This is a genomic window from Pseudonocardia sp. MH-G8 (genome assembly GCF_002262885.1).
Lineage (GTDB): Bacteria > Actinomycetota > Actinomycetes > Mycobacteriales > Pseudonocardiaceae > Pseudonocardia.
Window position 1 is genome coordinate 99,921 of record NZ_NKYF01000025.1, and the last position, 13,066, is coordinate 112,986.

Annotated in this window: 8 protein-coding genes; 7 read left to right on the forward strand and 1 reads right to left on the reverse strand. The window is 73.9% G+C overall.

Annotated elements, in window-relative coordinates:
- Positions 1-84: 84 nt before the first annotated feature.
- Genes CFP66_RS36415 through CFP66_RS36425 form a run of 3 tightly spaced genes read left to right on the forward strand, consistent with a single transcriptional unit; the run spans position 85 to position 4,978 of the window.
- Positions 85-948: a sulfurtransferase gene (locus tag CFP66_RS36415; RefSeq protein ID WP_094929943.1), complete on the forward strand. Its 864-nt coding sequence runs from the start codon at positions 85-87 to the stop codon at positions 946-948.
- Between the two features lie 34 nt (positions 949-982).
- The gene (locus tag CFP66_RS36420; RefSeq protein ID WP_094929893.1) at positions 983-2,152 is read left to right on the forward strand and encodes an acetoin utilization protein AcuC; all 1,170 of its coding nucleotides are present in this window, start codon (positions 983-985) and stop codon (positions 2,150-2,152) included.
- Between the two features lie 15 nt (positions 2,153-2,167).
- Complete coding sequence (locus CFP66_RS36425) at positions 2,168-4,978, forward strand: bifunctional GNAT family N-acetyltransferase/acetate--CoA ligase family protein (protein WP_198961912.1); 2,811 nt, start codon at positions 2,168-2,170, stop codon at positions 4,976-4,978.
- 24 nt (positions 4,979-5,002) lie between these two features.
- Here CFP66_RS36425 and CFP66_RS36430 read toward each other — a convergent pair whose 3' ends face one another.
- Positions 5,003-6,652 (reverse strand): fumarate hydratase, encoded by a 1,650-nt coding sequence (locus tag CFP66_RS36430; protein ID WP_094929895.1) that lies wholly within the window; start codon positions 6,650-6,652, stop codon positions 5,003-5,005.
- Between the two features lie 183 nt (positions 6,653-6,835).
- Here CFP66_RS36430 and CFP66_RS36435 point away from each other — a divergent pair, with 183 nt between their 5' ends.
- The 4 genes from CFP66_RS36435 (at position 6,836) to CFP66_RS36450 (ending at position 12,981) form a co-directional block, all read left to right on the forward strand.
- A complete protein-coding gene (locus tag CFP66_RS36435; RefSeq protein WP_094929896.1) occupies positions 6,836-9,193 on the forward strand; it encodes a xanthine dehydrogenase family protein molybdopterin-binding subunit in 2,358 nt (785 codons plus the stop codon).
- 222 nt (positions 9,194-9,415) lie between these two features.
- Positions 9,416-10,246, forward strand: a complete 831-nt coding sequence (locus CFP66_RS36440; RefSeq protein WP_094929897.1) for a fumarylacetoacetate hydrolase family protein — start codon at positions 9,416-9,418, stop codon at positions 10,244-10,246.
- Positions 10,243-10,977, forward strand: a complete 735-nt coding sequence (locus tag CFP66_RS36445; protein ID WP_233160011.1) for a maleylpyruvate isomerase family mycothiol-dependent enzyme — start codon at positions 10,243-10,245, stop codon at positions 10,975-10,977. The genes CFP66_RS36440 and CFP66_RS36445 overlap by 4 nt, the downstream gene beginning before the upstream one ends.
- A 585-nt stretch (positions 10,978-11,562) precedes the next feature.
- On the forward strand, positions 11,563-12,981 hold the full coding sequence (locus CFP66_RS36450; protein WP_198961904.1) for an RNB domain-containing ribonuclease: 1,419 nt from the start codon (positions 11,563-11,565) through the stop codon (positions 12,979-12,981).
- The last annotated feature ends 85 nt before the right edge of the window (positions 12,982-13,066 follow it).

Genomic DNA, 13,066 nt, shown 5'->3' on the forward strand with positions numbered 1-13,066 from the left:
CCTTCTGTCAAGGCTCCATCCTATCGGTGCGACGGCTCGCCGACTCCCCGCCATCCCGGGCAGGATGGCGCGGTGGTCGCACTGATGGATCCCCTGATCGCCCCGACAGTCCTCGCGCAGCTGCTCGACGCCGCCGATCCCGCGCGGCGGCCGGTCGTGCTCGACGTCCGCTGGCGGCTCACCGGACCACCAGCGGGGCCCGATCACGACGCGGCACACCTGCCCGGTGCGGTCTTCCTCGACATGGACACCGACCTGGCGGACCCACCCGGCCGGGCGGGTCGCCACCCGCTGCCGGGGCCTGCGCGGCTGCAGTCCGCGCTGCGGCGCGCGGGCGTGCACGACGAATCGCTCGTCGTGGTTCACGACGACGCCCAGGGCGTCCAGGCGGCTCGTGCGTGGTGGCTGCTGCGATGGGCCGGGTTCTCCGCAGGTCGCGTGGCGGTGCTCGACGGCGGCTTCCGAGGCTGGGTGGAGGCGGGCCTGCCCACCACCGCCGAACCGTCGCGACCTCGCACCGGTGACGTGACCGTCCGGCCCGGTGGCATGCCCGTGCTCGACGCCGACGAGGCGGCTGCGCTCGCGCGTGGCGGCACGCTGCTCGACGCCCGGGCGCCGGAGCGCTACCGCGGCGAGATCGAGCCGGTCGACCCGAAGGCGGGGCACATCCCGAGCGCGCGCAACCTCCCGGCCACCGACGTCCTCGGGCCCGACGGACGCTGGTTGGCGCCCGAGCCGCTCGCCGCGCGGCTCGCCGAGCTCATGGGTCCGCAGGAGGGGGAGGTCGGGGCCTACTGCGGGTCGGGGGCCACGGCCGCGGCACTGGTCCTCGCGGCCGAGCACGCAGGGCTGCGGCCCCCGGAGCGGCCGATCGGGCTGTACGTGGGGTCGTGGTCGAACTGGTCGGCCGACCCCGAGCGGCCGGTGGCCGTCGGAGCCGCGCCGTGAGGGCCGGATCGACCCCGACGAGGGGACGACACGGATGAGCCCGCGCGCCGCGGTCGTCTGGACCCCCGATTTCCTCTCCTACGACCTCGGGGACGACCACCCGCTCGATCCGGTCCGCCTCGACCTGACGATGCGCCTGGCCGCCGGCCTCGGCGTGCTGGAGGGCATCGAGCCGGTGGAGCCCGAGCCGGCGTCGGACGAGGACGTGCAGCGGGCCCACGTGCCCGGCTACCTCACCGCGGTCAAGTCCGCGCCGGAGAGCCCGTTCGACGTCGGGCACGGCCTCGGCACCGACGACAACCCGATCTTCTTCGGGATGCACGAGGCAGGTGCCCTCGTGTGCGGCGGGTCCCTGCGGGCGGCGCAGGAGATCGCCGAGGGACGCGCCGACCGCGCGGTCAACATCGCCGGCGGTCTGCACCACGCGATGCGTGACCGCGCGTCGGGCTTCTGCGTCTACAACGACTGCACGGTGGCCATCTCCTGGCTGCTCGACCACGGCTTCGACCGCATCGCCTACGTCGACGTCGACGTGCACCACGGCGACGGCGTGCAGGCCGCGTTCTACGCCGATCCCCGAGTGCTCACGATCTCGCTGCACCAGCACCCGATGACGCTGTGGCCGGGCACCGGGTGGCCGGGGGAGTACGGCGAGGGCGAGGCCGCCGGTACCGCGGTCAACCTGCCCCTGCCGCCCGGCACCACCGATTCCGGCTGGTTGCGGGCCTTCCACGCGGTCGTGCCGTCGCTCGTCGCGGAGTTCCGGCCGCAGATCCTCGTCACGCAGTGCGGGGTCGACAGCCACGCCGAGGACCCGCTGGCCGACCTCGGTCTGTCGGTCGACGGGCACCGCACGATCTACCGATCCCTGCGCGAGCTGGCCACCCACACCGCCGGCGGCCGCTGGCTCGCCGTCGGCGGCGGCGGCTACGGCCTGTTCCGCGTGGTTCCCCGTTCCTGGACCCACCTGATCGCCACGGTCCTCGACCGCGACGTCGAGCCGAACCGGCCGCTCCCGGCCGGCTGGGTGGCGCACACCGCAGGGCTCACCGGCCAGCAGTTGCCGATCTCGATGACCGACGGCGCCGACACCGGGTACACGCCGTGGAGCGAGGGCGCCGACCGCGTGGACACCGCGGTGCTGGAGACACGGCGCGCCGTGTTCCCGCTGCACGGCCTCGATCCGGACGACCCGCGGGACTGACGGGACATGACCGACATGACATCCAGCGAGCCCACGACCGGCCCCACCCCACCGGCCGATGCCGCCACCGACTACCCGCGGCACTGGGAGGCCGACGTGGTGGCGTCGGACGGGGGCATCGTGCACCTGCGCCCGATCCTGCCCGGCGACGCCGACGCGCTGCTGCGGTTCCACGCGAGCCTCTCCGACCGCACCCGCTACCTGCGCTACTTCGGTCCGTACCCGCGGATGTCGCCACGCGACCTGGAGCGCTTCACCCACGTCGACCACCGCAAGCGGGTGGGTTTCATCTGCCTCCTCGGCGACGAGATCCTCGCCGTGGGCCGCTACGAAGGCCTGCCGGGCGGTTCCGGTGACGGGCCGGCGGGGGTCGAGTCGGCCGAGGTCGCGTTCGTGGCCCGGGACGACCACCAGGGCCGTGGGCTCGGCTCGATCCTGCTCGAACACCTCGCGGCCGCCGCCCGGGAGAACGGCCTGCGCCGGTTCGAGGCCGAGGTGCTGGTCGAGAACCACCAGATGGTGCGGGTCTTCCGGGAGGCGGGTTACCAGGTCAGCAGGGCCTTCTCCGAAGGGGTGCTGCACCTGGAGTTCGACATCGACCCCACCGAGCGCTCGCTCGCCGTGCGCGACGCGCGCGAGCAGCGGGCCGAGGCGCGCAGCGTGCACAACGTGCTGCACCCGGCGTCGGTCGCCGTCATCGGGGCGTCCACCGACCCGTCGAAGATCGGGCACGCCGTGCTGGCCAACCTCCTGCGCAGCAACTTCACCGGCCCGGTCTTCCCGGTGAACCCCGATGCGCGGTCGGTGCGCGGCGTGCGCGCCTACGCCTCGGTCACCGACATCCCCGACGAGGTCGACCTCGCCGTGGTCGCCGTACCCGCCGCCGGCATCGACGAGGTCATGGATTCCTGCCTCGCCAAGGGGGTCAAGGCGCTCGTAGTGGTGAGCGCCGGGTTCGCCGACGCGGGTGGCAGCGGGGTCGTCGCCGAACGGCGCCTGGTCGCCGAGGCGCGGGCGCACGGCATGCGCGTGATCGGCCCCAACGCGCTCGGCGTCGCCAACACCGATCCCGACGTCCGGCTCAACGCCACGCTGGCCCCCGACGTCCCCGGGGTGGGGCGCGTCGGGTTCTTCTCGCAGTCCGGAGCGCTCGGCATCGCCATCCTCGCCACCGCGAAGGACCGCGGGCTGGGGCTGTCGACGTTCGTCTCGGCCGGCAACCGCGCCGATCTGTCCGGCAATGACCTGCTGCAGTACTGGCAGACCGACCCCGCCACCGACGTCGTCCTGCTGTACCTGGAGACGTTCGGCAACCCGCGCAAGTTCGCCCGGCTCGCCCGCAGGCTGGCCCGCACCAAGCCGATCGTGGCGGTGAAGAGCGGCCGGCACTCCGGGCCCACCCCCGCGCTCGCGGCCAGCGCGGCGCCGATCGACGAGGCCAGCGTGCGCGCCCTGTTCGAGCAGGCGGGGGTGATCCGGGTCGAGACGCTCTCGCAGCTGTTCGACACCGCGCTCCTGCTCGCCTACCAGCCGTTGCCGGCCGGTCCGCGGGTCGCGGTCGTGGGCAACTCCAGCGCCCTGGGCGTGCTGGTCGCCGACGCCCTGCTCGACGAGGGCCTGGAACTGCACGGGCCGCCGGTCGACGTGGGCACGGCGGCACCTCCGGAGGAGTTCGCCGCGGCCGTCGCCCGCGCCATCGGAGCCGCGCCGGGTGGCCACGGCGCCGCGGGTGCGGAGGGTGCAACAGGCGCCGGCCCGGAGCGCGGCGAGGCGTCCGACGGCGATCCCGACGGCGGTCCCGACGGCGGGGCCGATGCCCTCATCGCCGTCTTCGTCCCGCCCGTCGCCACTCCCGGCGCCGCGTACGCGCGGGCGCTGCGCGAGGCGGTGGCCGGGGCCGACACGCCGGTGATCGCGGTGTTCCTCGCCGTCGAGGGCGTGCCGTCCGAGCTGTCGGTCGCGCGGGAGGACGGGTCGCCGGGTCCGGGATCGGTGCCCAGCTACCCGAGCCCGGAGCGTGCGGCGGCGGCGCTCGCACGGGTCAGCCGCTACGCGCGGTGGCGATCGCTCCCGGTCGGGCAGTTCGACACCCCGGGCGGGGTCGACACCGAGCGTGCGCGTTCCCTCGTCGCGCGCCTGGGCGCCGACGAGGCGCGCCGGCTCACCGACGACGAGGCGGTGGAGCTGCTCGCCTGCTACGGCATCCCGGTCACCGAGTTCCGGCTGGTGTCCGGTGTCGAGGATGCGGTGGCGGCGGCCGACGAACTCGGTTACCCGGTGGCGCTCAAGGCGGTCGGGGACCGGTGGCGGCACCGCACCGACCTGGTCGGCGTCCGGCTCGACCTCGGCGCCGCCGGCGCCGTCCGGCGCGCCTACGGCGACCTCACCCGGCTCACCGGCGAGTCCCAGCTGTACGTGCAGCGGATGGCGCCCAAGGGTGTCTCCTGCGTGCTGGAGATCGTGGAGGACCCGTCGTTCGGCTCGCTGCTGTCGTTCGGGCTGTCCGGGATGGCCACCGAGCTCCTCGGGGACCGCGCGTTCCGCGTGGTCCCGGTGTCCGACCAGGACGCCGCGGCGCTCGTGCGCGCGCCCCGCGCCGCGCCGTTGCTGGCCGGCTACCGCGGCACCGAGCCGGTCGACCTGGCCGCGTGCGAAGACCTGGTGCTGCGCGTGGGGCGCATCGCCGAGGATCTGCCGGAGGTGCGCGCGCTCAGCCTCGACCCGGTCCTCACCTCACCAGAGGGCGCCTACGTCACGGGCGCGCGCGTCGTGCTGGGCCCACCCCCCACCCGCAGGGAGCGAGGCGGCCCTCGCCGCCTGCGCTGACGCCCCACCTTCTGATGGGCGAGGTCAGCGGCGGAAGGAGACCTGCAGCGTCGGCTGGCTGACGCCTGCGAAGAAGTCGTTGCCCTTGTCGTCCACCACGACGAAGGCCGGGAAGTCCTCCACCTCGATCTTCCAGACCGCCTCCATGCCGAGCTCGGGGTACTCGAGCACGTCCACCTTGCGGATGCAGTCCTGGGCCAGCCGCGCGGCGGGCCCGCCGATCGAGCCGAGGTAGAAGCCGCCGTGCGCCGCGCAGGAGGTGGTCACCTGGGCCGATCGGTTGCCCTTGGCCAGCATGACCAGCGAGCCACCGGCAGCCTGGAACTGCTCCACGTAGGAGTCCATCCGGCCGGCGGTCGTGGGGCCGAACGAGCCGGAGGCGTAGCCCTCGGGCGTCTTGGCCGGCCCCGCGTAGTAGACGGGGTGGTCGCGCAGGTACTGCGGCATCGGCTCGCCGGCCTCCAACCGCTCGGCGATCTTCGCGTGGGCGATGTCGCGGGCCACCACCAGCGGCCCGGTCAGCGACACGCGCGTCTTCACCGGGAGGGAGGAGAGCTGCGCGCGGATCTCGGCCATCGGCCGGTGCAGATCCACCCGCACGACCTCCTCGGAGAGGTTCTCCGAGGTCGCCTCGGGCAGGAACCGGGCCGGGTCGCGCTCCAGCTGCTCCAGGAACACGCCGTCCGGGGTGATCTTGGCCTTGGCCTGCCGGTCGGCGGAGCAGGACACCGCGATGCCGACGGGCAGCGAGGCGCCGTGGCGCGGCAGCCGGATCACGCGCACGTCGTGGCAGAAGTACTTGCCGCCGAACTGCGCGCCGATGCCGAACTGCCGCGTCAGCTCGAGCACCTGCTGCTCGAGATCGCGGTCGCGGAAGGCGTGGCCGAGCTCGGAGCCCTCGGACGGCAGGTTGTCCAGGTAACGGGCCGAGGCGAGCTTCGCGACCTTGAGCGTGTACTCGGCCGACATGCCGCCCACGACGATCGCGAGGTGGTAGGGCGGGCAGGCGGCGGTGCCCAGCGCGCGCAGCTTCTCGTCGAGGAAGGTGGCGAGCTTCTTGGGATTGAGCAGCGCCTTCGTCCCCTGGTGCAGGAAGGTCTTGTTGGCCGATCCGCCGCCCTTGGCCATCACGAGGAACTCGTACTTCGGCGTGGCCCCGGGCGCGCTGTAGAGCTCCACCTGCGCCGGGAGGTTCGTGCCGGTGTTGCGCTCGTCCCAGAACGAGGTGGGCGCCATCTGGGAGTAGCGCAGGTTCAGCTCGTCGTAGGCCTCGAAGATCCCCTGGGAGATCGCGCGCTCGTCGTCGCCGCCGGTGAGCACGGTCTCGGTGCGCTTGCCGACCACGATCGCCGTGCCGGTGTCCTGGCACATGGGCAGCACGCCCCCGGCGGACACACACGCGTTGCGCAGCAGGTCGGTGGCCACGAAACGGTCGTTGGGGGAGGCCTCGGGATCGTCGATGATCGCCCGCAGCTGCGCGAGGTGCGAGGGCCGCAGCATGTGCTGGATGTCGTGCACGGACTCGCGGACGAGAGCGGTGATCGTGGCCGGCGGAACTTCCAGGAAACTCCGCCCGGCGGCCTCGATCACCTCCCCGGCAGGGAGGTCGAGGCGGCGGTACTCGGTGTCGTCGGGGCCGAGGGGGAGCACATCGGTGTGGTGGAACTCGGGCACCGGAGAAACCTAACCCGGGGGAGTTTGGGTCGGGAGGCCGGACCGGCCCCCGACCAGTCCGACCTCCCGGGGTGAGCGCGTCGCGACGTGCCGGCGCGCAAAGCCTCCGCTAGACCATCGCCGACGGACGGATGTGCGTCAACTTCTGGGCCTGGCCGGGTCGGTGACCGTAGGGTCATCGACATGCCTGGATCGATTCTCGGTACCTCCGTTCGCCGCGTCGAGGATCGCGACCTCATGACCGGCGCCTCCACCTATGTCGGCAACCTCGCCCTCGAGGGCGTGCTGCACCTCGCCTTCGTGCGCTCCTCGATGGCGCACGCGGTGATCACCGGGATCGACGTGGCCGGCGCGGCCGCGGCACCGGGTGTGGTCGCCGTCCTCACCGCGGGTGATCTCGACCTGCCTGCGCACCACGGTCTGATGGTCGTGAACCCCGACCTCCCGCGCCCGCCGCTCGCCACCGACCGCGTCCGCTTCGTGGGCGAGCCCGTCGCGGTGGTGGTCGGGGAGACGAAGGCCGCGGCCGTCGACGCCGTCGAGCTCGTGGAGGTCGACTACGACCCGCTGCCGGCCGTCGTCGACATGGAGGCGGCCCTGGAGCCGGGCGCGGAGCTGCAGTTCCCGGAGCTCGGCAGCAACCTCGCCGCAGGGCAGCGCTCCACGGACGAGGACGCGCTCGCCGACGCCGAGGTGGTCGTGCGGGCCCGGCTGGTGAACCAGCGCGTGGCCGTGATGCCCATGGAGGGCAACGCGATCGCCGTGCAGCCGGGGGACCAGGAGCACGACCTCACCATCTGGGTGTCCACCCAGATGCCGCACGGATTCCGCGCGCAGGCCGCGGCGCTGTTCGGTCTGGAGACCGAGCGCGTCCGGGTGGTCGCACCGCACGTAGGCGGGGGCTTCGGTGGCAAGGCGGGCATGCTCGCCGAGCACACGGCGGCCGTCGGCGTCGCGCGGAAGCTGGGACGCCCGGTCACGTGGGTGGAGACCCGCTCCGAGAACCTCGTGTCGATGCCGCAGGGTCGCGGCCAGGTCGCCTACTACGAGCTCGGCCTCACCCGCGAGGGCGTGATCACCGGGCTGCGGGCCCGGGTCGTGGCCGACAGCGGTGCCTACGCCGGGTTCGGTGGCGGGCTGGTGTTCGCCTCGACGCAGGCGATGGCCACCGGCGTCTACCGGGTCCCCAAGCTGGCGTTCGACGGCGCCGTGGCGCTCACCAACACCACGCCGATGGGCGCGTTCCGCGGCGCGGGTCGCCCGGAGGCCACCGCGCACATCGAGCGGATGATCGACCTGGCCGGCGCCGAGCTGGGCATCGACCCGGCGGAGATCCGCAGGCGCAACTTCATCCAGCCCGAGGAGTTCCCCTACCGCACACCGTCGGGCGTGCGCTACGACATCGGGGACTACGACCTGCCGCTGCGCGAGGCACTGCGACTCGTCGACTACGACAAGCTCCGCGAGGAGCAGGCGAGCAGGCGCGAGGCGGGCGGCCCCGTCCAGCTCGGCATCGGCATCAGCGTCTACGTGGAGATCACCGCGGGAGGCGGTGACGAGTACGGCTCGGTCACCGTCCACGCGGACGGCAGTGCCACCGTCTCGGCAGGCACCTCCGGCCACGGGCAGGGACACCCCACGGCGTTCGCGATGCTCGCCAGCGACCGCCTCGGCATCCCGATGGAGAAGATCCGCTTCGTGCAGTCCGACACCGCCGTGGTGCCGCGCGGCGGGGGCACCGGCGGGTCGCGATCGCTGCAGATGGCCGGCAACGCCGTCCAGGGCGCGGCCGACGACGTGCTGGAACAGGCCCGCAAGCGCGCCGCGGCGATGCTGGAGGCGTCCGTCGACGACGTGCAGCTCACCGAGGACGGCGCGTTCGGCGTGGCCGGCGTGCCGTCGGTGACCCTGACGTGGGCCCAGGTCGCGAGCGGGGCCGAGGCCGAGGACGCGCCACTCCACGCCGGGATCGACTTCCACCAGGACGACGCGACGTTCCCGTTCGGGTCGCACGTCTCGGTGGTGGAGGTGGACACCGACACCGGGCGGGTCACACCGCTGCGCCACGTCGCGGTGGACGACTGCGGGCGCATCCTCAACCCGCTGCTCGTGCAGGGGCAGCAGCACGGCGGGCTCGCGCAGGGGATCGCGCAGGCCCTCTACGAGGAGGTCCTCTACGACGCGGACGGCCAGCCGCTCACGGCCACGCTGGCCGACTACCGGATGCCGAGCGCGGCCGACCTGTTCAACTACGAGACGGCCAACACCGAGACGCCCACTCCCATGAACCCGCTCGGCGCCAAGGGGATCGGCGAGTCGGCCACCGTGGGGTCCACGCCGGCCGTGCAGAACGCCGTGGTCGACGCGCTGAGCGTGTTCGGCGTGCGCCACGTCGACATGCCCTGCACGCCCGAGCGGGTATGGCGAGCGGTGCAGGACGGTCGCGCCGGTCGCGCCGCCGACCCGTGGCGCGAGCCGCCCGCCGTGTTCGCGACGCTGCCGGTCAGCAGCCAGGACGGGGCGGCGGAGGCCACCATCTGACGCCGACGGGCGCTCCGCCGTGCGAGCGGCGGGGCGCCCCGTTCGGGTGGTGACCGCACCGCTCGATCGATTCATCCCGTTCCGCTCGGTTCGACCGAGTGCCCGTCCCGGCGGACCGGCCCCGATCGTGGGTCCCGGAACCCGCTGGGCGAGACTGCCCGCCGTGACGACCGAGTCATCTGACGAGGTGTCCGACGGGTGTCTGATGGGTGAGGAGACGGGATGAAGCTGGCGACGATCCGGACGGCGACGGGGCACCGGGCGGTGCGAGTGGATGCGAACGGCGCGGTCGAGACGGGCGAGGTCGATGTGCGCGCCCTGCTCGAGCGGCCGGACTGGGCGGCGCACGCCGCCGCGGCGGCCGGGCCGGTGCACCCGCTCGACGGGCTGGACTACGCGCCGCTCGTCCCGTCGCCCGAGAAGATCATCTGCGTCGGGCTGAACTACCGCGACCACGTGCTCGAGATGGGCAACCAGCTGCCCGACTACCCCACCGTCTTCGCCAAGTTCGCCCCCGCCCTGGTCGGCGCGTACGACGACATCGTGCTGCCGCGCGCGTCGCAGGCGATCGACTACGAGGTCGAGCTCACCGTCGTGATCGGGCGCTCGGTCCGCCACGCCACGCCGGAGCAGGCCCAGGCGGCGATCGCCGGCTACACCGTGCTCAACGACGTGAGCGTGCGCGATTTCCAGTACCGCACGAAGCAGTTCCTCCAGGGCAAGACGTTCGAGAAGAGCACCCCGCTGGGGCCCTGGATGGTCACCCCCGACGAGCTGCCCGAGGGCGGCTGGGAGGTCTCCACCGTGCTCGACGGGGAGACGATGCAGCGCTCGACCACCAGCGAGCTCGTGTTCAACGCGGTCGACCTGGTCGTCTACCTCTCCGGGATCGTCACGCTCAACCCGGGCGATGTGATCGCCACCGGCACCCCCGGCGGCGTCGGTCACGCGCGCAAGCCCCCGCGGTACCTGACGGACGGGGCCGAGCTGGTCACGACCGTTGCGGGCGTCGGCGAGTGCCGCAACACCTGTCGCCTCGAGGCGGCACCGTGACGCCAGCGGGCAACCGCTCGCTCGCGCACACGCTCGCCTGGGCGGCCGACGGCGCAGCCCACCTGCGCGGCCTGATGACGCGCATGGGCGAGGAGGCGTTCGCGGCACCGTCCGCGCTGCCCGGCTGGAGCCGCGCGCACGTGCTCACGCACGTCGCGCGCAACGCGGACGCGCTGATCAACCTCCTGACCTGGGCGCGCACCGGTGTGCACACGCCCGCCTACGCCGGGCGCGAGCAACGCGACGCGGACATCGAGGCGGGGGCGATGCGCACGCCGGCAGCGATCCGCGACGACGTCGTGGAGTCGTCCGACCGCCTGGCGCAGGTGGTGCGTGCGATGCCGAAGGCGGCGTGGTCGGCGCAGGTGCAGAACGCGCAGGGACGCGATCTCACAGCCACCGACATCCCCTGGCTGCGCGCGCGGGAGATGTGGATCCACGCCGTCGACCTCGACGTCGGCGCGTCCTTCGCGGACATGCCGGCTCCCATGGTCACCGAGCTCCTCGCCGACGTGACCGCGATGATGGGGCAGAAGCCGGACTGCCCGCCCCTGCACCTCGTCGCGGCCGACGGCGCGCAGTGGTCGGTCGGGGACCCCGACACCGCCCTCACGGTCCGGGGGTCGGCGCCGGAGCTCGCGGCGTGGCTGCTCGGCCGGAGCAAGGGCCGCGAGCTGCGCACCGCCGACGGCAAGCGACCCTCCCACCTCATCCCACCCCGCTGGCTCTGAGCGCGCGAGCCCGGCGCTACCCCCGAACCCGCGAGTCAGGCTGCCAGCCACGCGAGTCGGGGTGCCGGCCACGCGAGTTGGGCTGCCAGTCGCGCGGGTTGGGTTGCCAGGCGCGCGAGTCGGGGTGCCGGCCGCGCGAGTTGGGTTGCCAGGCGCGCGGGTCGGGGTGCCGGCCGCGCGAGTCGGGCTGCCAGCCACGCGAGTTGGGTTGCCAGGCGCGCGAGTTGGGCTACCAGCTGCGCGAGTTGGGGTGTGGGCTGCGCGAGTCGCTGTCTTGCTGCATGCCGAATCGGATCCGGGAGGCGCATCGCGTTTCGCGAGCCCCTGCGCCACGATTCGCGGGCACGACGCCGCGATTCGCGGCCGCTGCGTCACTACTCGCGTGCAACGCGCCGCGGTTCGCGGGGGCTGCGCCGACTCGCGGGGCTGCGCCGCGATTCGCGGGGGCTGCGGCGCGGCTCGCGGGTAGGACGTCGCGATTCGCGGGGACTGCGGCGCGACTCGCGGGAGGTTGCGGCGCGGCTCGCGGGCGGGGTGGTTCGCGGCCCGTCGCGTCCTGGCTGCGCTCGTGGGAGGCTCCCGGGCGTGCCGTCGCAGCGTCCCGTTCCGGACTTCGCCGCCGTCCGTGCCGAGTTCGCCCTCCCCGACGCGTTCCCACCGGCCGTGTTGGCCGAGGCCACGCAGGCGGCGGCGGAGCGGCCGGGCCCCGGGCCGGGTCGCCGCGACGCCACGGACGTCGAGCTGGTGACGATCGACCCTCCCGGCTCGAAGGATCTCGATCAGGCCGTCGGTGTCGTGCGCAGGGGTGCCGGCTTCCGGGTGCACTACGCGATCGCCGATCTCGGTGCCGTCGTGGTGCCCGGGGGCGCTCTCGACACGGACGTGCGGCGGCGTGGCCAGACGATCTACCTGCCGGACGGGGCGGTGCCGCTGCACCCGCCGGTGCTGTCCGAGGACGCGGCGAGCCTGCTGCCGGACGGGCCGCGGGCGGCGGTGCTGTGGACGGTCGACCTGGACGGCGACGGCGAGGTGGTCGCGGTCGACGTCGGGCGGGCGCTCGTGCGGTCGCGGGCCCGGCTGGACTACGCCGGCGTGCAGGCGGACATCGCTGCCGGCTCGCTGCACCCGGGCATCGCCGGCCTTCCGGAGCTGGGGCCGTTGCGGCGGGCCCACGCGGTGCGCCGCGGCGCGATCGAGCTGGAACTGCCCGAGCAGGAGGTCGTGCCGGACGGCGCGGGCGGCTGGACGGTCCAGGTGCGCCGCCGGCTCGACGTCGAGTCGTGGAACGCGGAGATCTCCCTGCTCACCGGGATGGCGGCGGCGCGGATCATGCTCGACGCGGGCGTCGGCCTGCTCCGCACGCTGCCGGCGCCGGACGACGACGCGCTCGCGGCGTTCCGGCGCGCGGCCCGCGAGCTGGGCTTCGCGTGGCCGGAGGGCGCCTCGGTGGCCGAGGTGCTGGCGGGGCTGCCGGCCGACACCCCGTCGGCCCTCGCGCTGCGCCGTGCCGCCACCACGTTGCTGCGCGGGGCCGGTTACGCGGCGTTCGACCGCGCCGCGGGCGCGCCGCCGCCCGACGACCCGGGGCACGGCGGGATCGGTGCCCCGTACGCGCACGTGACGGCGCCGCTGCGGCGTCTCATCGATCGTTTCGGCACCGAGGTGTGCCTGGCTGTCGTGGCGGGACAGGAGCTGCCGGAGTGGTTGCGCACCGCGTTGCCGGCGCTGCCCGAGGCGATGGCCGCGTCCGACGCGCTGGCCGGGAGGGTGGACCGCGCCTGCGTCGACCGCACCGAGGCCGCGCTCCTGCACACCCACGTGGGACGGGAGTTCGACGCGGTGGTGCTGCGTCCGGGGCAGGCGGACGGGGAGGCGGGCGAGGTCTACGTGCCGGAGCCGCCGGTGCTGGCGCGGTGCACCGGTGATCTCGCGGCCGGTGCCGTGGTGCGCGTGCGGTTGCAGGAGGCGGATCCGGCGACCGGGCGCATCGAGTTCGCCGCATGATCATGATCTCGATCGGGGTTCGCGCGGGGTTGTGGTGAGGCTACCCTCAGTCGCGGCGGACGGTCCGCCGAGCAGAACTGGGGAG